17 protein-coding genes are annotated in these 19,541 nt (G+C 43.9%); 1 reads left to right on the top strand and 16 read right to left on the bottom strand.

Annotation, left to right across the window (positions count from 1 at the left end):
• The 10 genes from EV207_RS17365 to EV207_RS17415 form a co-directional block, all read right to left on the bottom strand.
• On the bottom strand, positions 1 to 566 hold a 566-nt coding region (locus EV207_RS17365), incomplete at its 3' end, for an IS91 family transposase (protein WP_243647127.1).
• Between the two features lie 205 nt (positions 567 to 771).
• Positions 772 to 1,242, bottom strand: coding sequence for a hypothetical protein (locus EV207_RS17370; protein ID WP_132747420.1), 471 nt, complete (start codon positions 1,240 to 1,242; stop codon positions 772 to 774).
• Between the two features lie 117 nt (positions 1,243 to 1,359).
• Positions 1,360 to 1,983: a thymidine kinase gene (locus EV207_RS17375; protein WP_132747421.1), complete on the bottom strand. Its 624-nt coding sequence runs from the start codon at positions 1,981 to 1,983 to the stop codon at positions 1,360 to 1,362.
• A gap of 702 nt (positions 1,984 to 2,685) precedes the next feature.
• Positions 2,686 to 2,889 (bottom strand): 50S ribosomal protein L31, encoded by a 204-nt coding sequence (gene rpmE, locus EV207_RS17385; RefSeq protein WP_132747422.1) that lies wholly within the window; start codon positions 2,887 to 2,889, stop codon positions 2,686 to 2,688.
• Positions 2,890 to 2,985: 96 nt separating this feature from the next.
• Entirely contained in the window at positions 2,986 to 4,257 is a 1,272-nt protein-coding gene (rho, locus tag EV207_RS17390; protein ID WP_132747423.1) for a transcription termination factor Rho, read from the bottom strand.
• Between the two features lie 567 nt (positions 4,258 to 4,824).
• Complete coding sequence (glpX, locus tag EV207_RS17395) at positions 4,825 to 5,796, bottom strand: class II fructose-bisphosphatase (protein WP_132747424.1); 972 nt, start codon at positions 5,794 to 5,796, stop codon at positions 4,825 to 4,827.
• A 174-nt stretch (positions 5,797 to 5,970) separates the two neighbouring features.
• On the bottom strand, positions 5,971 to 7,263 hold the full coding sequence (locus EV207_RS17400) for a UDP-N-acetylglucosamine 1-carboxyvinyltransferase (RefSeq protein WP_132747425.1): 1,293 nt from the start codon (positions 7,261 to 7,263) through the stop codon (positions 5,971 to 5,973).
• Positions 7,264 to 7,449: 186 nt separating this feature from the next.
• A complete protein-coding gene (fsa, locus tag EV207_RS17405; RefSeq protein WP_132747426.1) occupies positions 7,450 to 8,100 on the bottom strand; it encodes a fructose-6-phosphate aldolase in 651 nt (216 codons plus the stop codon).
• Positions 8,101 to 8,238: 138 nt separating this feature from the next.
• A complete protein-coding gene (fba, locus tag EV207_RS17410; RefSeq protein WP_132747427.1) occupies positions 8,239 to 9,102 on the bottom strand; it encodes a class II fructose-1,6-bisphosphate aldolase in 864 nt (287 codons plus the stop codon).
• A 189-nt stretch (positions 9,103 to 9,291) separates the two neighbouring features.
• Positions 9,292 to 9,678 carry a response regulator gene (locus EV207_RS17415; protein ID WP_132747428.1) on the bottom strand — a complete coding sequence of 129 codons (387 nt, stop codon included), beginning with the start codon at positions 9,676 to 9,678 and terminating at the stop codon, positions 9,292 to 9,294.
• A 389-nt stretch (positions 9,679 to 10,067) separates the two neighbouring features.
• Here EV207_RS17415 and EV207_RS17420 point away from each other — a divergent pair, with 389 nt between their 5' ends.
• Entirely contained in the window at positions 10,068 to 10,613 is a 546-nt protein-coding gene (locus EV207_RS17420; RefSeq protein ID WP_132747429.1) for a DUF2529 family protein, read from the top strand.
• A 170-nt stretch (positions 10,614 to 10,783) separates the two neighbouring features.
• Here EV207_RS17420 and EV207_RS17425 read toward each other — a convergent pair whose 3' ends face one another.
• The 6 genes from EV207_RS17425 to EV207_RS17450 all read right to left on the bottom strand — a co-directional run bounded on the left by EV207_RS17425 (position 10,784) and on the right by EV207_RS17450 (position 19,491).
• A complete protein-coding gene (locus EV207_RS17425; protein ID WP_132747430.1) occupies positions 10,784 to 12,379 on the bottom strand; it encodes a CTP synthase in 1,596 nt (531 codons plus the stop codon).
• A 219-nt stretch (positions 12,380 to 12,598) separates the two neighbouring features.
• Positions 12,599 to 13,084, bottom strand: coding sequence for a DNA-directed RNA polymerase subunit delta (gene rpoE, locus EV207_RS17430; protein ID WP_132747431.1), 486 nt, complete (start codon positions 13,082 to 13,084; stop codon positions 12,599 to 12,601).
• 213 nt (positions 13,085 to 13,297) lie between these two features.
• Positions 13,298 to 16,558, bottom strand: a complete 3,261-nt coding sequence (gene icmF, locus EV207_RS17435) for a fused isobutyryl-CoA mutase/GTPase IcmF (RefSeq protein ID WP_132747432.1) — start codon at positions 16,556 to 16,558, stop codon at positions 13,298 to 13,300.
• Positions 16,559 to 16,725: 167 nt separating this feature from the next.
• Positions 16,726 to 17,367 (bottom strand): TetR/AcrR family transcriptional regulator, encoded by a 642-nt coding sequence (locus EV207_RS17440; RefSeq protein WP_132747433.1) that lies wholly within the window; start codon positions 17,365 to 17,367, stop codon positions 16,726 to 16,728.
• Positions 17,360 to 18,325, bottom strand: coding sequence for a methylmalonyl Co-A mutase-associated GTPase MeaB (gene meaB, locus EV207_RS17445; RefSeq protein ID WP_132747434.1), 966 nt, complete (start codon positions 18,323 to 18,325; stop codon positions 17,360 to 17,362). The genes EV207_RS17440 and meaB overlap by 8 nt, the downstream gene beginning before the upstream one ends.
• Before the next feature lie 23 nt (positions 18,326 to 18,348).
• Complete coding sequence (locus EV207_RS17450; protein ID WP_132747435.1) at positions 18,349 to 19,491, bottom strand: acyl-CoA dehydrogenase; 1,143 nt, start codon at positions 19,489 to 19,491, stop codon at positions 18,349 to 18,351.
• Positions 19,492 to 19,541: the final 50 nt, after the last annotated feature.

Here is a 19,541-nt window from a genome sequence, read left to right on the forward strand (position 1 = left end):
TGCTTTCGCAACATGGCAAAAGGGATATAATCATATTTTTTCCATTCACCGTTCTTTTTCATGCCTCCCATCGTCACTAACATATGCACATGCGGGTTAAAATTCACACGGGAGCCAAACGTATGTAGCCCAGCAATTACCCCAGGAGTGACCTTGAATTTCTTTTTAAACCAATCTTGAATCACTTGAACAGCCTCGTCCATTAAGGGTTTCAACAGCTCTCGGTGTTTTAGGAAAATCTCTCTCAGCCCTTCGTCCATCGTAAAAATAACATGACGATGATTGACCTGAAAAACTTCCTCCTGAAGCAATCGACTCCATTCTTCCGTTTCCCCACTGCTGCAGGTTGTACAAAACCTTCCCTTACATCGGTACGGAATTCGCTTCACATCATGGCAACCTTCGCACACAAAAAGTTTGAACCCATTTTTCGGATTCCCACAGTTCTTAAACTTCTCCACCTCTTTTAACACAATAGGTCGAAGGTTCCTATGATGTTTGTTAATAAATTTTTCCCAGTGTTGATGTTGGTCAAAAAATATACGTCGCAAAATATTTGTCTCCATAACTCTTATATACCCCAAATCCAAAAAAGACAACACATAAATCTGCCTCAACTTATAAATTCTGATACTATAAAGAAAACTCGCCGATTGGCGAGCCTTTGGCGAAGACAGAGGCGTAGTTGCACTTATGTGCGTCAGAAAGTTATACTTTCTGATTAACTAAATAAAAACAGTGCATAGATTTTTCATCCATGCACTGCCTTCCTCACTTGTTTTTGACATCGAGGTTAATGTCGTAGCGCACCATCTGGGCCTGAAGCTTATTCTTCAAGTTGTTAACCGCTTGCTTGTAAGCCTTATCGTTGCCGGTATAAGTGGCATTGACAAAGGCATTATTTCCGATAATCGAAATAGACCGCGCCTTAAAACCAGCCGTATTATTAACGGTATACCGCATCATATCTTGATCATGGCCAAGATTATGATGCTTCAGGTTCGTATTGTGGAATTCACCGGTCTGGTTCCCGAGATATGATGCGCCTGACTCCCGATTACTGGAGATTTGAGTGTAGTTAGTGACAGGCCCCATACCAAAATATCTATCGCGAACCGTCCTCGTTTCGACACCAGTTTGATACGGTGATGCACTTTGGTGCTTTTCAGGAGGTCCCGCGCTGCATCCAGCAGCTGTCATAAGCAGCATAACACCTGAAATAATCAGTTTCGTATAAGCCACAAAAAACACCTCCTGTGACATAGTTTTTCACTTGCGGAGGTGTTTTACTTGTTAAATTTTTTCCATATAAGCACGAATAAGAGCTTTTCGCTTTTCGTCCGCTCAAAAAAGTTAAATTTAACTCGTCACTTTTCCCACTGAATCGGCCCCTGCCTTATGGGCGGGCTTTTCTGGAACTTCGTGACAATGACGGCATCTTGCTTCATAAGATTCCGATGCGCCGACAAGAATGACAGGATCGTTGTATGATGCCGGTTCCCCTTCAATCAGGCGCTGTGTCCGGCTCGCCGGAGAACCGCAGACAACACATACCGCATTAAGCTTTGTAACGCTTTCACTGACAGCCATTAACTTTGGCACCGGTTCAAACGGTTCACCGCGAAAATCCATATCCAGCCCTGCTATAATGACGCGGATGCCTTTATTCGCAAGGTTTTGAGCAGCCGAAACCATGCCATTATCAAAAAACTGCACTTCATCAATAGCAACAACCCGTGTATCCTCTTCAACACTATTCAAGATCTCATCTGATGTTTTTACAGATAAGGCTTTCACAGCATTGCCTGTGTGTGATACAACTGCTTCGTCACTATATCGGTTGTCAATGGCCGGTTTAAAAACTTGGATTTTCTGCTTGCCGAAGCTGGCACTGCGGACCCGGCGAATCAGCTCCTCTGATTTTCCGGAAAACATGCTGCCGCAAATACATTCAATCCAGCCTGTCTGGTTTGTCAATTGCATGCCAACGCATCCTTTCTTACTATGCTATGTATCATTAATTGTTGGACAGTCTTGTTCACCTGCGGCAATTTGCGCATACCTCGCTTCTGAGTGGTTTTGTCAGCAGCCGATTACGCCTATCCAGCAGGCATTTTCCGCCTAAATTGGTTTTTATTTTACCCATCTTAAATTTCATTACAGAGCAAAAAAAATACCACATTTAGTAACTTTATCTATAAATAGGAGTACAAGTACAATTTTTTTCATTTTGTCCTCCATCGCCTTTATGAAAGACATTTCGCTCTCTGCTTTGCTCCCTTTTGTCCTTCATCGCCTTTATGAAAGACATTTCGCTCTCTGTTTTGCTTCCTTTTGTCTTTCATCGCCTTTATGAAAGACATTTCGCTCTCTGTTTTGCTCCCTTTTGTCTTTCATCGCCTTTATGAAAGACATTTCGCTCTCTGTTTTGCTTCCTTTTGTCCTTCATCGCCTTTATGAAAGACATTTCACTCACTGTTATGCTCCCTTTTGTCTTTCATCGCCTTTATGAAAGACATTTCACTCACTGTTATGCTCCCTTTTGTCTTTCATCGCCCTCATGAAAGACATTTTACCTAATTTTTTATCGGCTTCGGGCGTTCATATCCAAAAGTCGACATTTTATAATTACCTCAACGATAAAAAAGACAGGCAAGGAAGCTTGCCTGTGCTTTTGTTGTTAAATTATTTAAGGTTATATTTTTTCTTAAAGCGATCAACACGTCCGCCTTTGTCAGCAAATTTCTGACGGCCAGTGTAGAACGGGTGGCACTCGGAACAAATTTCGACGCTTAGTGGCCCTTCTTTAATTGAACCTGTTTCAAATTCATTGCCACAAGAACATTTGACAGATACCTTTTTATATTCTGGATGGATTGCTGTTTTCAATTCATTCATCTCCTTTTCGCCCTGATTTTATTTCAAACCAGAGTTTTGTAACACAGCGTTTATTATAACAAGCTTATCTTATTTTTTCAAGCAGCTTTATCTACTCGCTGATGTGCCGCTTTTTTCCTTTTCAAATAGCTTGAAAAATTCCTCATTGGACTTCGTTTGTTTCAAGCGCTTATAGAAATGTTCAACAAAACCGGCCGAATCATCCATCGTCTTGCGCATTGCCCATAACGTCTCAAGATGGTCCTTCTCAATGAGCATTTCTTCTTTACGCGTACCGGAACGGCGGATATCAATGGCCGGGAAGATCCTCCGTTCTGCAAGGCGGCGGTCAAGGTGAAGTTCCATGTTGCCGGTACCTTTAAATTCTTCGTAGATCACGTCGTCCATGCGGGAACCTGTCTCGATAAGAGCAGTCGCAAGGATCGTTAGACTGCCGCCCTCTTCAATATTTCGGGCTGCACCGAAAAAGCGCTTTGGCCGGTGAAATGCCGCAGGGTCGATCCCGCCTGACAATGTTCTTCCGCTCGGCGGAATTACAAGGTTATAGGCGCGAGCCAGCCGAGTAATGCTGTCCATAAGGATAACGACGTCCTTTTTGTGTTCGACTAATCTCATCGCCCGCTCTAGAACGAGTTCCGCGACTTTAATGTGGTTCTCCGGCACCTCATCGAAGGTTGAGCTTACGACATCACCTTTAACGGAACGTTCGATATCTGTTACCTCTTCCGGACGTTCATCGACTAGAAGGACAATAAGTTCCGCATCAGGATGATTGGTTGTTATGCTGTTTGCAATTTCTTTTAAAAGGATTGTTTTGCCCGCTTTTGGCGGTGCGACAATTAATCCCCTCTGTCCGTAACCGACAGGGGAAATCATATCAATTATTCGTGAAGATAAGCTTTTGGCGTTTGTCTCAAGGGACATTTTCACTTCAGGATAGAGCGGCGTTAAAGCCGGGAAGTGAACACGGTCTTTTGCCGTATCGGGATCTTCGCCATTTACGGCTTCAACATGGAGGAGACCGTAATACCGTTCATTTTCTTTCGGCGGTCGAACCTTTCCCGATACTTTATCACCGTTTCTAAGATCGAAACGTCTGATTTGAGAAGCTGAGATATAAATATCTTCGGAACTTGGCGAATAGTTAATCGGTCTCAAGAAACCAAAGCCTTCTGTAGGAATGATCTCAAGAACGCCTTCCATAAATGATAATCCATCTTGCTCAGCCTGTGCTTTAAGAATCGCAAAGGTGAGCTCGCGTTTTGTGAGCTTGCTGTAATACGAAACTTTATAAGCGCGTGCTTTCTCATATAGATCTTTAAGTTTCATATTTTCCAATTCTGCTAATGTAACGCTCATTATGACACCACACTTCAATAAATTTAAAAAACTTAAAATAATGTTCGATTGATTTGTCCTTGAAAGGGCTTTAAATAATGAAGAAATTAGGGAGTTAAGGAACTGCTGGATTTTATTATAAATAGGCAACGCTAAAATTTTTAGCAAAATACCTAATATTAATCTTCTTTCATTAATTTTCCTCTGCTTCTTTTTAAATAAAATATGAAGGACTTGAATCTTTTCTAATTAGGTCGTAGAGGCCGCTTTGTCAAAACGTTGTTTGATAAGTGGAGGTCGTGGCTTGTCTCTCTTCGAACTCACTACTTATTCTTACCATATTACTATAATTTAATCAAATGCCTTTAGTCATGATTGTTTGCGGGACTTATTATACGCCTATGCTCTATAAATTTCAAGAAGGCACCGACTTTTTGTCAGTGCCCTTTTTCCACCTGAGGGTAAGAAAGTATAAAAGTTGTGAGGCTTTGTCTAGCTTTCGCCTAGCCCCTCGAGTCACTTCAGTCCCCCTGCGGCGTTTTAGTCGACCAGTGCTTTTCGGGTCTGACCAAGGCGCTTTCGCCTTTCTTAATCTTCACGTATAACTAAATTAGGTTTCTTCTTAAGGCTGTGGGAGCCGTTAATGAATCGTACTGTTCCTGACTTTGCCCTCATGACAACGGATTGTGTCGTACCTTTTATACCGGCAAAACGGACACCTTGGAGCAGTTCGCCATCGGTGACACCTGTAGCGGCAAAAATCGCATCATCACCGCTGACAAGGTCATCCATATAGAGGACTTGGTTTGTATCCTCAATCCCCATTTTCTTGCAGCGTTCCCGTTCCTCATCGTTTTGCGGAAGCAGACGACCTTGAAGTTCTCCGCCAAGGCATTTAAGTGCAACGGCAGCCAAAACACCTTCGGGGGCGCCGCCTGAGCCTAACAATAAATCCACTCCGGTGTTCTCAAAAGCCGTATGAATTGCTGCGGCAACATCACCGTCTTGAATAAGTTTAATCCGCGCTCCTGCTTCCCTGACTTCGTGGATGATTTTTTCATGGCGCCGGCGGTTCAGGATGATGACACAAAGATCCTCAATATCCTTATTCTTTGCCTTTGCGACCGCTTTCAGGTTATCAATAACCGGTGCATCGATGTCGATTTTCCCGACCGATTCCGGGCCAACAGCGATTTTATCCATATACATGTCCGGTGCATGCAATAGGTTGCCATGGTCCGCAACAGCAAGGACAGCGAGAGCATTCCAAGTACCCGCAGCCACAATATTTGTTCCTTCTAAAGGATCGACAGCAACATCCACCCTTGGGCCATAGCCTGTACCAAGTTTTTCGCCAATATAGAGCATCGGTGCTTCGTCCATTTCACCTTCACCGATGACAACTGTGCCTTTCATCGGCACCGTATCGAAAACATTTCGCATGGCAGATGTCGCTGCATCATCAGCTTCTTCCTTTTTGCCTCTGCCCATCCATCTTGCAGAAGCAAGTGCTGCTGCTTCAGTGACTCTGACCAACTCCATCGAAAGACTTCTTTCCATTTCGCATTTCCCCGCTTTCACTATATCTCTGCTTTTCCTTACCCTATTCTACACGACAATTGTTGTTAAAGAAAACTTGCCGATTGGCAAGCCTTTAAAAGGCGAAGACAGAGGCGTAGTTGCACTTATGTGCGTCAGAAAGTTATACTTTCTGATTAACTAAATAAAACTTTGTTAATCGCCCACTTTGGCATCTTCACGTTCTTCAACACCTAGGTCCTCGCGCCAAATTTTGGCACCAATGCCCTGCAATTTCTCCACAAGTTGACTGTAGCCCCTATCAATGTGCTCAAGACCCATAATTTCCGTTATCCCGTTTGCCATTAATCCGGCAGCAACCAGGGATGCCCCCGCTCTCAGGTCAGTTGCTTTGACCTTTGCACCCTGCAGGCGGTTCGGACCGGAAACAATTGAGGATCGGCCTTCAACTTTTACCTCTGCACCCATCCGCCGCAGCTCGTCTATATGCTTAAAGCGTGATCCGTAGATGGTATCTGTTACAATGCTCGTTCCTTTTGCCTGTGTCAGAAGGCTTGTTAATGGTTGCTGCAAGTCGGTTGGGAACCCGGGGTAAACCAATGTTTTAATATCGGCATTCTTAAATGAGCCAATCTGGCGGGAGACAGCGATCTGTTCATCGTATGTATCGATGGTAATCCCCATTTCCCTTAACTTAGCCGTCAGAGATTCTACATGCTGCGGAATGACGTTATCGATCAAAACACGGTCACCCATTGCTGCGGCGATAACCATATATGTTCCCGCTTCAATCCGGTCCGGAATGATGGAATGTCTGCAGCCATGCAGGGTATCCACACCTTCAATCCGGATAACATCTGTTCCCGCTCCTTTGATTTTCGCGCCCATACTAGATAGCAATGTTGCAACATCAATGATTTCAGGTTCCTTCGCAGCATTCTCAATGATTGTCCGTCCCTTTGCTTTGACTGCTGCCAGCATAATATTAATCGTTGCACCCACGCTCACTACGTCTAAATAAATTCGGGCACCGCGGAGTTCTTTTGCACGTAAATAAATCGCACCTTGTTCGTTAGTTACCTTAGCTCCAAGGGCCTCGAACCCCTTAATGTGCTGATCAATCGGACGCGGGCCAAGGTTGCATCCGCCGGGCAGGCCAATAACTGCTTGTTTAAAACGGCCAAGCATGGCCCCCATTAGGTAATAAGACGCACGCAACTTTTTCACCCGTCCATTTGGCAGCGGCATATCAATCATTTCAGACGGATCAACCGTTAATGTATTATTTTCAAAAGAAACATCCCCGCCAATTTCCTTAAGTAATTCAGAGAGAATCCGGACATCGGAAATATTTGGAAGTTGTTCAATTGTCACAGTGGAATCAGCTAGTATTGCTGCCGGTATTAGAGCTACGGCACTATTTTTCGCTCCGCTTACCTGCACGGTACCTTTAAGGCGATGACCGCCTTCAATCATTAATTTCTCCATGATTAACTCCTTTTCTGCGTCATTCCTTAAGATTTTATTACCCCAGGGTCAACCCATTTCTTTTACGTTCTTGGACACGATATTCTTATTATAAACATTTTTGCACGCATCATGTAACCCTGGTATGTCATAAAATCTAAAGAAAAGTGCCTCAGGTAAATGAGACACTTCTTCCCGATAACCTTCCTAATGGTTATTTTTATACTTTTCCCAGTCAGATAAAAAGGCATCTAAACCTTTATCCGTTAACGGATGCTGCATCATTTGCTTGAAGACTTTAAATGGAATGGTGGCGATATCTGATCCGCTTTCTGCAGCTTGTGTGACATGCAAGGTATGGCGGATAGATGCGGCGATTATCTCGGTATCAATGCCGTACATATCGAACAATGCCGAAATTTGCGCTACGAGCTGAAGACCGTCTTGACCGATATCATCCAAACGGCCGACAAATGGGGAAACAAATGTTGCTCCGGCCCGTGCAGCTAGTAAGGCCTGATTCGCTGAAAAAATCAATGTCACGTTCGTCTTAATGCCCTGATTAGAAAAGGCATGAACAGCCTTCAATCCTTCTTCAGTCATCGGGACTTTAACGGTAATATTTGGCGCCAAGGCTGCGAGCTGTTTTCCTTCTTCAATCATTTCCTCGGCTTTCGTCGATACGACTTCAGCACTGACTGGCCCTGATACGATTGAGGTAATTTCTTTCAATCGATCATGAAAATCAACGTTTTCCTTAGCCACCAGGGTCGGATTTGTTGTTACCCCGGCTAACACACCAAGTTCATTAATTTCCTTAATTTCATTTACATTCGCTGTATCAATAAAAAATTTCATTGTATCCTTCCTCCTAATTAAAGCCTTATCCAAATTAGTTTGTGAAAAAACGGCTTATTCCATGTAAAGAGACATAAAACCAGTCACAATAACAGCCATGACGGTCTTATGCCTTTTTCTATTACATAATAAGTATGTTTACGCCTGACCCGATGACCCAAATTCACGCATTTTGCCAATGACAGTTTCTTTGATGGCGTCGCGGGCAGGCCCCAAATATTTCCTCGGATCATATAATTCCGGTTTTTCTTCAAGCACTTGGCGGACGGCCTTGGATGAAGCGATTTGGTTTTCCGTATTGACGTTAATTTTGGCATGTCCAAAAGAAATGGCTTTTTGGATATCCTTTGTTGGAATTCCTGTCCCACCGTGTAATACAAGCGGTACACCTACAAGATTATCGATTTCTTCCATACGGTCAAAACCGAGATTTGGTTCGCCTTTGTATGGACCGTGAACAGATCCCAATGCCGGAGCAAAACAGTCAACGCCCGTTTCTTTAACAAGCCGGTCACATTCGGCAGGAATAGCGTAGGCAGCTTCAGCATCCTCAACGATCAGATCATCCTCTTGACCGCCGACGCGTCCTAGCTCAGCTTCTACAGATACACCAACGGCATGCGCTGCATCGACAACCTTTTTCGTTAATGCGATGTTTTCTTCAAGCGGATCATGTGACGCATCGATCATCACGGATGTAAAGCCGGCATTGATCGCCTGCATGCATTTATCAAAAGATGAACCATGATCAAGATGGATCGCAACCGGAACAGTTACATTATATTCCTCCATAAGCGCTTCAACTATGGCAACAGTCAGTTTAAAGCCGCCCATATATCTTGCAGCACCTTCTGACACACCTAAAATAACTGGGGACTTCTCTTCCTCTGCTGCTTGGAGAATAGCTTGTGTAAACTCCAGGTTGTTAATATTAAATTGACCAACTGCATATTGGTTTGCTTTTGCCTTTTCAAGCATGTCCTTCATTGATACTAAGGGCATAAGTTATTCCTCCTTTGTCATACTTGCCAAAATATTTTAAAGGCATGAACGCCTTTTTAAAGAGGTTACTTTTTCTAAATCACAACAAGTATAGCATACCATATTAGAGGAGGAAAATATCCTTCAAAGCCTTGATTTGCCGCATTTTTCTTTGACAGCGCTTTCTCAAATCATCAGGATTCTAGCTTGTTACAGCGGGCATTCTTTTTTTACTGCATCCAAAATATCATCGATATCAAAAGGCTTGGAAAAATGGGTGATGGCACCATGGTCAACAGCTTCCTGAATCATATCTAATTCTCCGTATGCCGTCATAATGATCACTTTAACTTCCTTCGTTTTCATTTTAATACGCTTTAAAATTTCCAATCCATCCATCCCAGGGATTTTCATATCAAGAATGACGAGCGCCGGCGCCTGCTTTTCAACAATTTCCAAAGCCTGCACGCCATTTGCTGCGGTGTATGTTCTATAACCTTCCTTTTGAAAAATCTCGTTTAATAAAATCCTTATACCAAACTGATCATCTACAATTAGAATTTTACTGGTGCTTTTACTTGGGTTGTTATTAGACATTATCCAGCTCTCCTCACCAAATCAAGTCATTTACATTTATCTTTTATATTATAAATAAGTCCCCGAAAGGAATTTTTAGGTTAATAAGAAAGTATAAACTTCCTTACGCACATAAGGGCACTGGCTAAAGACGTAACATCCTGTTACAACGCCAGTACTAGCACGTCCTGTGCGTCGCAACGGCGCCTCTGTCTTCGCCAAAGGCTCGCCAATCGATAGATAGTTCCTTTTTGACCTTAACTAACATTTTACTCGTTAAGGAAGTTTATTCGTTAAAGAAATTGCAATATCCTGCCGAAGAGCGGACAATTTTAATAAATAATGTCGAAAGCCCTATATTGTCAATTATGTTAAACTTTGATCTAGAGAAAAAATAAGGAGGTAGCCACTTGTTAAAAATTTTCACCACCCAGTTGCTTGGGGTTTTCAATACCATTCAAGCAAACAACGAAATGGAAATTGAAGATAGCGCAAGATTAATCGCTCAAACACTTATATCAGAGGGAAAAGTTTACGTCCATGAATGCGGCATAAGCCACGGCATTGCCGGTGAGGCCGTTTCAGGAAAAAACCGGCTGCCAAAAACTGATTTGCTGATTAAAGAGGGGTATACCGCTGAAGTGGATGTGGCGGATTGTGTCATTATTTCAACGGATGCCGCCGAGTCACACAATGCCCTGATTCTAACTGAACAACTTAAGGAAAAAGGCTGTACAGTAATAGGCATTTCAGGTTGTGAAGCTGAAGGTGAGAGCCTTTTTAAGGATATCGTCGATGTTCATCTTAACTACGGTAAAAATAGCCCTATTGTACCATTAAATGATCATAAAAAAATAGGGCAGCCATCCGCCGTGGCAGCCCTTTATACCTACTATATTCTCTATTTAACCATTATGGAGATCCTCGACGAACAAGATTTTTTACGAATCTTGTAAATTTCTTAGGAAATTTGAAGGATTTTCGAAATTTAAGGAGAATTATAACATCGAAGGGAATTTACCCCCTCAAAATGGCTTCCCATTTATTCCAGAGTGATATCATAATCCCCATCTCAGTCCTCTAACATAAAAGCGTTTCCCGCCTTAACAACCTAACCCCTAATGATCTATTTACTTAAAGCAGCACCGACAAAGTTCCTGAATAATGGTTCAGGCTTTGTAGGTCTTGATTTAAACTCTGGATGAAATTGGGAAGCCACAAACCAAGGATGGTCTTTGATTTCTATAATTTCTACCAAGCGGCCATCAGGACTGACACCTGAAAATTTAAATCCCTTTTCCTCCATCGCCTTCCGGAATTCATTATTGAATTCGTAGCGGTGGCGGTGACGCTCATAAATCACCGGTTCTTCGTATGCTTTATAAGCATGAGTGTCCTCTTCCAATTTACAAGGATATAAGCCTAAGCGCAATGTGCCGCCCAATTCCTCAATATCCTTTTGTTCAGGCAACAAGTCAATGATTGGATAAGGTGTTACAGGATCGATTTCTGCCGAGTTCGCTCCGGAATAACCGAGAACGTTACGGGCAAATTCAATCGATGCCAGCTGCATGCCAAGACAAATGCCAAGGAAAGGCACTTTATTTTCCCTCGCATAACGAATCGCCAAAATCTTGCCTTCGATCCCACGGTCGCCAAAGCCCCCAGGAACAAGAATCCCGTCAACATCATGAAGTTCATCTTTCACATTGTTTTCCGCCATGTGCTCAGCATTAATCCACTTAATTTTGACATCTGCATCAAATTCATAGCCCGCATGTTTCAAGGCTTCGACAACGGAAATATAGGCATCCGGCAGTTCAACATACTTCCCAACAAGACCAATGGTTACATTGTCTTTGAGATGCAGGACTTTATCAACCAGCTGCTTCCATTCCGTCATGTCTGCTTCAGGGCACTCAAGATGTAAATGATTGCACACAATGTCATCAAGGTGCTGACTCTGCAGCTCCAATGGCACTTTATATAATGTATCGGCGTCCATAGCCTCGATCACAGCTTTTTCATCGATGTCACAGAATAAAGCAATTTTGCTTTTCATCTCTTGTGAAATTGGAACTTCCGTTCTGACGACAATCACATTTGGCTGGATGCCCAGGCTGCGCAATTCTTTTACACTATGCTGTGTCGGCTTGGTTTTCATCTCACCCGCTGCTTTAAGATATGGCACAAGGGTGCAATGAATGTACATGACGTTCTCAATTCCGACATCACTCTTGATTTGGCGAATTGCCTCAAGAAACGGCAGGCTTTCGATATCACCGACCGTGCCGCCGATTTCAGTAATAACAACATCAGCGCTGGTTTCTTTCCCGGCTCTAAAAACACGTTCTTTAATTTCATTAGTGATATGGGGGATGACCTGCACCGTTCCGCCCAGATAATCGCCGCGGCGCTCTTTGCTGATCACGGTTGAATAGATCTTACCGGTTGTGACATTGCTGTATTTGCTCAAATTAATATCAATAAAACGTTCATAGTGGCCCAAATCCAGATCTGTTTCCGCACCGTCATCGGTAACAAAAACCTCTCCGTGCTGATAAGGGCTCATTGTGCCCGGGTCTACGTTAATATAAGGATCGAATTTTTGAATGGTCACCTTTAACCCTCTATTTTTTAACAAACGGCCAAGAGAGGCCGCAGTAATGCCTTTCCCTAAAGACGATACAACACCGCCGGTAACAAAAATATATTTTGTCATGCCCATGATCCTCCTTCATGTTTTATTATGAACAAATGCTTTAATACAAATTAAAAAAAGCAAAGGTGACACCGCTCCCTATACTGAGAGGGCTTCACCTTTGCTTCGTGAAAATTTTTGCTATAAACGTTCTTTATTTTAATAGCCCAAAAGTGATTTTACCAAAGATGCCGACCAGTGACAAGCCCAAAATTAAATCATATGCGATAAGGGTGCTTGTTATTTATCTTCATCTTCCTCGTCAAGGTCTTCATCTTCCTCATCTATTTCCTCAACATCTTCATCATCTTCGTCAAAGGCATCATCTTCATCGTAATCGTAATCATCACTAGCCTCAGGATCATCGAAATCATCGTTAAGCTCATCAATGTCTTCATCCAGCTCATCATAATCATCAAAATCGTCTTCCTGTTTCTTCTTCTTCCGCTTTGGTGCGAGTGTTACGGCAACATCTTCCTCACGCTGTTCGATAGGATACCACCGCTTTAGGCCCCAAAAATTGTCACCAATGCTTAAGAAACGGCCATCGATGTTCATGTTCGTATATAACCGCGCCAGTTCTTCAGCTTTTTCCTCATCCGTAATGTCTTCTGTGAAAACTTGATCAGCCAGCTCATAAAATGTTTTTGGCTGTTTATTGCTTTGTAAAGCCTCGAAAACCTTCTCAAGCATCGGTTTCTTTTCCGACAAATCTTGTGCAGTCACAACATATACACCCTTTCCATCCGTATGCTAACATCTATTAAAATTTGTTAATGCCTTATCAGTAATAATGCCATATCAGCAACAAATCAGCTTATAACAGTATAAACAAAATAATATCATTTATGCCAGTATTAAATTAGTAAAGAGAAACGGATTACCCCGTTCCTCTCAATACAATAATCGGTTTTCTTCTTAAAATCAAGCTGTTTTATTCTACATATTGCGACGATATTTTCCGCCCACCTCATATAGCGCCTGAGTGATTTGGCCAAGGCTTGCAGATTTGACCGTTTCCATAAGCTCCTCGAATATGTTGCCGCCGCTTAAAGCAGCCTCCTTTAGCTTGGAAATGGCAGCAATAGTCTCATCAGCATGGATCCCATGGAAATCTTTGAGATGCTTGATCTGCTGCTCCTTTTCCTCTTTTGTTGCTCTGGCAAGTTGCAGATCGAACTCCTCTTCCTCCTGCTTGTTCGGATTCAAATAAGTATTCACGCCAATAATCGGCAGCTCACCCGAATGCTTTTTCATTTCATAAAGCATTGATTCATCTTGTATCTTGCCGCGCTGATACTGAACTTCCATGGATCCCAGCACACCGCCGCGGGTATTCAAGCGTTCAAATTCACGGAGAACGGCTTCTTCAACAAGATCAGTCAGTTCTTCTGTGATGAAGGAACCTTGTAATGCGTTTTCACTTTTGGTCAACCCAAATTCTTTTGTAATGATCATTTGGATCGCCATCGCACGGCGCACCGATTCCTCTGAAGGCGTTGTGATCGCTTCATCGTAAGAATTGGTGTGAAGCGAGTTACAGTTATCATATATCGCTAAAAGCGCTTGAAGTGTCGTACGAATATCATTAAAGTCAATTTCCTGGGCATGTAAAGAACGCCCAGAGGTTTGAACATGATATTTCAGCTTCTGACTCCGTTCATTCGCACCGTATTTATTCTTCATAACCGTCGCCCAAATGCGGCGCGCGACGCGGCCGATCACAGTATATTCGGGATCAAGGCCATTGGAGAAAAAGAAGGATAGATTTGGCGCAAAATCATCAATGTTCATACCGCGGCTCAGATAATATTCGACATAAGTGAAGCCGTTGGCTAGTGTAAAAGCAAGCTGCGAGATTGGATTGGCCCCCGCCTCAGCAATATGATACCCGGAAATCGAGACAGAATAATAATTCCTCACTTGATGATCGATAAAGTATTGCTGAATATCCCCCATCATCCTGAGAGCAAATTCCGTTGAAAAGATACAAGTGTTCTGGCCTTGGTCCTCTTTTAAAATATCCGCCTGAACGGTGCCTCTGACGGTCGAGAGCGTCTTGTCTTTAACCTCTGTTGCTTCCTCGGCATTCGGCTTCCTCCCATTCTCTTCTTCAAAAATTTTAAGCTGCTGTTCAACCGCGGTGTTCATAAACATGGCGAGGATGATCGGTGCCGGTCCATTAATCGTCATAGAGACTGAAGTGGATGGACTGCAGAGATCAAAACCGTCATAAAGCTTTTTCATATCATCGAGTGTACAAATACTGACACCGCTTTCCCCGACTTTACCATATATATCAGGCCGGCGGTCAGGGTCTTCACCGTAAAGCGTCACCGAATCAAAGGCTGTGCTAAGGCGCTTCGCATCATCATCCTTTGAAAGGTAATGGAACCGTCGGTTGGTTCGTTCAGGTGTTCCTTCCCCGGCAAACTGCCTTTTTGGATCTTCACCTTTGCGTTTGAAAGGAAAGACACCTGCGGTAAAGGGGAAAGCGCCCGGAACATTTTCTTTTAATACCCATTTCAGTATTTCGCCCCAGTCTTCATATTTTGGCAATGCGACTTTAGGAATATCAAGTCCCGAAAGACTCTGGGTCGTTAATTCAGTTATGATCTCTTTACCGCGAACGACCGATGTGAATGTCTTTTGTGAATATTTCTTCCGCAGTTCATCCCAGCCGGCCAAAATTTTCCTGGATTCGGGATGAAGTTTATCAAGCCATTTTTCCTTTAAGGACACAAGGCGTTGAATCTCTTCTTGATTTCCTTCATCCTCTTTAAGCGCTTCAATGGCGCCATGGAGTTGGAAGCTGCGGCGGGCTGTTGTCACTTGTTCTTTTACAAAATCATGGTAGCCTCTAACCGTACGCACAATATCATTCATATATTGGATGCGATCGGCGGGGATGACGACATTCTCTCTTTTTACGGTAAGGCTTTCGGTAGAAGGGACATCAAGCATTGCGCCGCTCTTCTCATTGACCTTTTCCATTAGTGCATGAAAAAGCCTATTCGTGCCATAATCGTTGAATTGACTGGCAATCGTGCCGTATACAGGCATCTCTTCAAGCGGTGCATCGAACAGCATATGGCTGCGCTGGTAGGCTTTGCGCACTTCCCTTTGCGCATCCTCTGATCCTTTGCGGTCAAATTTATTAATAACAATGAGATCGGCGAAATCGATCATATCAATCTTCTCAAGCTGTGATGGTGCACCGAATTCACTTGTCATAACATACATCGCTACATTGGAAATCTCGGTGATTTCAGCATTACCTTGACCAATCCCGCTCGTTTCGACGATGATCAAATCAAATGGCGCGGCCTTCACAATTTGCAGACAGTCGCGAATAGCTAATGACAGTTCCGTCTTTGATTTCCTTGTTGCTAAGGAACGTATATAGATGTTCGGATGATGAATGGCATTCATTCTGATTCGGTCACCTAGCAGCGCCCCGCCGGTTTTTTGCTTTGTGGGGTCAACAGAGAGGATCGCGAGCAACTTATCCGGGTACTGATTGATAAAACGACGGACCAATTCGTCGGTTAATGAACTTTTACCCGCGCCGCCTGTTCCGGTTATACCAATAACAGGCACCCTGTGTTCTTCTGTGTTTTGAACGGCCGCTTTAACCGATTCAAGTGTTGCGGAAACCTCTTCAGGGACATGATGGCTCTCTTCCACAACAGTAATAAGCCGGGCAATCGCCTGATAATCACCTTTTTTTGCCCGTTCAATATCATCCTGCAACTCTGTCACAGTCGGGAAATCACATTCCTCGAGCATGACACTGATCATGCCTTGAAGGCCAAGATCTCTTCCATCATCAGGAGAAAAAATTCTCGCGATCCCATAATCGTGGAGCTCCTTAATTTCTTTTGGGATGATGACACCGCCGCCGCCCCCATAGAGGCGAATGTGTGATGCGCCTCTTTCCTCAAGCAAATCGTACATGTATTTAAAATATTCTACGTGTCCGCCCTGATAAGAAGAAATAGCGATACCCTGAACATCCTCCTGGATCGCCGCTTGAACGACTTCTTCCACCGACCGGTTATGCCCAAGATGAATGACTTCGGCACCACCGGATTGCAGAATCCTTCTCATAATGTTAATGGAAGCATCATGCCCGTCGAAAAGACTTGATGCTGTCACAAACCGGACATGATTTTTGGGTTTATATAGTTTTTCCGCCATTGTTTTACTCCTTTCTAAAGAAAACTTGCCGATTGGCAAGCCTTTAATAGGCGTAGCCAGAGGCTTAGTTGCGACGCACAGGCGTGCTAGTACTGGCGTTGTAACAGGATGTTACGTCTTTAGCCAGTGCCCTTATGTGCGTCAGAAAGTTTATACTTTCTTATTAACTAAACCGAAAGTTCCGCCTTATTAATAGACGTTAGGCCGCCCATAATGGCATTAATTTGCATTTGGGTGAACTCCTCTAAGGTATAGCCGCGCAGCGCCCACCGTCTGAAAGTCCACATTTGGCATTGGACGATGATGTGTTGGGCGAAAAAGCGAACTTCCGGTTCGGCAAGCCCAATCTGTCCAGACTGAACACATAGCCCTAAAATATCTTCAAAGACACCGGCCATTTCTAATTCTTTATTTAAGACATAAGGCAGTGATTCCTTGGATAATGATTTTGCCTCCTGGTACATAACGAGCATTTCGCTTCGCATCTCATCAACAATTTTGATGTAAGTCGCTATCGCGTCCTTTAAGCATGCCAAACCGTCCCCTTTGACATCAATCTTCTCTTTAATCCTCGTGTTAACTTGACGATAGATGTCATCACAGACAAGATACAAGACGTCATCCTTCGACCGGATATATTCATAAAGCGTCCCTATACTGAAGCCTGACGCTTTGGCAATTTCACGCGTTGTTGTCCTATGGAAACCCTTTTCTGTAAAAAGCTTTACAGCGGCTTTAACCATTTGGTCACGTCTTTTTCTTATAAGCTCTTCATTTTTAACGGACGTTTCAACACTCTTTTTATCCATCGTTCATCCCCCCCTTTACGCCGTTCTTCATCGAAGGGAGCCGCCTCTCGATGATCGCCTTGGCTGTTGTATACGGGTCTGCCGCTGCCCTATCCCTTGACCACTCTTCACCTGATTCTATTTGTTCACTTAATCTGGTCATCAGTTCATAATGGACAATTTCCAGCACCTCATTTTTGAACCGCTCAAGTCTAAGCTGTTCTTTATCCCCCGTTCGCCTTAAGAAGTCACGATGGCTGGTCACAGCGTCCCATAATTCAGACAGACCTTCATTTTTCGTAGCAGTGACCCGAACAATCGGCGGGCGCCATGGCTTCGACTGCTTGATTAAATCAAGCAAACTGTTAATCTGGCCATTCAACTTCCCGACACCCGGCAGATCCGCCTTATTGATGATAAATAAATCAGCAATTTCCATGATCCCTGCCTTAAATACCTGGACGACATCGCCGCTGCCGGGGTTGAGAACAACCGCCGTTGTATCGGCGATTTTCATAATATCAAGTTCTGATTGTCCGACTCCGACCGTTTCGACGAGAATGACATCGAAGCCAAAAGCATCCATCAGCCGAACCGCCTCCTTCGTCGTACGAGAGAGACCGCCAAGACTGCCGCGTGTGCCCATACTTCGAATAAAGACCCCCGGGTCGGTAAAATGGCGGCTCATCCTTACACGGTCTCCAAGTATTGCCCCCCCGCTAAATGGGCTTGTCGGATCAACTGCGGCAACGCCTACGAGAAGGTCCTTTTTCCTTAAAAAGTCGATGAGCCGATTCACAAGTGAGCTCTTGCCGGCACCTGGTGCACCCGTGATGCCGATATAATGCGCGCCCCCTGTCATTGGGTATATTGACTGAAGCAAATCAAGCTTTTCTTCATGGTCACTTTCAACATAAGTGATCGCCCTTGCCAATGCTCTAATATCCTGTTTTGCTATCCGTTCTGCCAGGGGGTGCATGCTAAAGCCCTCCTTTTAAAGCCTCAATCTTTTGTTAAATATCTTGAAATGACCATTCTTTGAATCTCATTTGTGCCCTCATAGATTTGTGTAATTTTTGCATCACGCATATAACGTTCAACAGGATAATCTTTTGTGTAACCGTAACCGCCAAACACCTGAACAGCTTCAGTTGTCACTTCCATGGCGGCATCACCGGCAAACAGCTTCGACATCGCTGAAGCTTTGCCGTATGGCTCGCCTTCACCCTCTAGCCATGCCGCCTGATAAGTTAAAAGTCTGGCCGCTTCAACTTTCGTCGCCATATCCGCGAGCTTAAACCCGATCCCTTGCTGCGCACCGATCGGCTTACCGAATTGGACACGGCCTTTTGCATAGCTGACAGCTGCATCGAGCGCCCCCTGAGCTATGCCAACTGCCTGAGCTGCAATGCCATTCCTGCCGCCGTCTAAAGTCATCATGGCAATTTTGAATCCTTCACCTTCTTTTCCAAGAAGGTTTTCTTTTGGCACGCGGCAATTGTCGAAAATCAATTCCAGCGTCGGGGATGAGCGAATACCGAGTTTCTTTTCCTTTTTCCCGAATGAGAACCCATGTGTTCCCTTTTCAACAATGAAGGCGCTTGTCCCTTTATGTTTGGACTCCGGATCTGTCAGGGCAAACACAACATAGATTTCCGCTTCGCCGCCATTTGTTGTAAAAATTTTCGTACCGTTAAGAATGTAATCATCGCCGTCTTTCTTGGCAGTTGTTTTCATCGCGCCGGCATCAGAACCTGAGCTTGGTTCAGTCAGGCCATAAGCACCAAGCTTTTCGCCTTCCGCCATTGGTCTCAGAAACTTTTGTTTTTGCTCCTCGGAACCAAATTTATAAATCGGCCAACCGGCAAGCGACGTATGGGCAGACAGCGTTACACCCGTTGATGCACAAACTCGGGAAAGCTCTTCGACTGCGATGACATAGCTCAAATAGTCAGCCCCGATGCCGCCGTATTCCTCAGGCCAAGGAATGCCCGTTAAACCGAGCTCAGCCATTTTATTAAAAATACCCCGGTCAAATCGTTCTGACTCATCCCGCTCTGCTGCTGTCGGTTCGACCTCTTTCTTTGCAAAATCACGGACCATTTTTCTTAGCATGGCATGTTCTTCAGACAGTTGAAAATTCATGTGATTCTTCCTTCCGCATCTAGTTTGGTTTCTCTTTTTTAATTCTCTCT

The sequence above is a fragment of the Scopulibacillus darangshiensis genome (assembly GCF_004341035.1).
Taxonomy (GTDB): domain Bacteria; phylum Bacillota; class Bacilli; order Bacillales; family Sporolactobacillaceae; genus Scopulibacillus; species Scopulibacillus darangshiensis.

Coding starts and splice junctions, on each gene's coding strand:
- rho (WP_132747423.1), bottom strand. CDS start 4,257: ATGAGCGTTACATTAGCAGAATTGGAAAATATGAAACTTAAAGATCTA.
- EV207_RS17415 (WP_132747428.1), bottom strand. CDS start 9,678: ATGTCTAATAACAACCCAAGTAAAAGCACCAGTAAAATTCTAATTGTA.
- icmF (WP_132747432.1), bottom strand. CDS start 16,558: ATGGCGGAAAAACTATATAAACCCAAAAATCATGTCCGGTTTGTGACA.
- fba (WP_132747427.1), bottom strand. CDS start 9,102: ATGCCCTTAGTATCAATGAAGGACATGCTTGAAAAGGCAAAAGCAAAC.
- EV207_RS17440 (WP_132747433.1), bottom strand. CDS start 17,367: ATGGATAAAAAGAGTGTTGAAACGTCCGTTAAAAATGAAGAGCTTATA.
- EV207_RS17375 (WP_132747421.1), bottom strand. CDS start 1,983: ATGCAATTGACAAACCAGACAGGCTGGATTGAATGTATTTGCGGCAGC.
- EV207_RS17425 (WP_132747430.1), bottom strand. CDS start 12,379: ATGACAAAATATATTTTTGTTACCGGCGGTGTTGTATCGTCTTTAGGG.
- meaB (WP_132747434.1), bottom strand. CDS start 18,325: ATGCACCCCCTGGCAGAACGGATAGCAAAACAGGATATTAGAGCATTG.
- EV207_RS17400 (WP_132747425.1), bottom strand. CDS start 7,263: ATGGAGAAATTAATGATTGAAGGCGGTCATCGCCTTAAAGGTACCGTG.
- glpX (WP_132747424.1), bottom strand. CDS start 5,796: ATGGAAAGAAGTCTTTCGATGGAGTTGGTCAGAGTCACTGAAGCAGCA.
- EV207_RS17450 (WP_132747435.1), bottom strand. CDS start 19,491: ATGAATTTTCAACTGTCTGAAGAACATGCCATGCTAAGAAAAATGGTC.
- fsa (WP_132747426.1), bottom strand. CDS start 8,100: ATGAAATTTTTTATTGATACAGCGAATGTAAATGAAATTAAGGAAATT.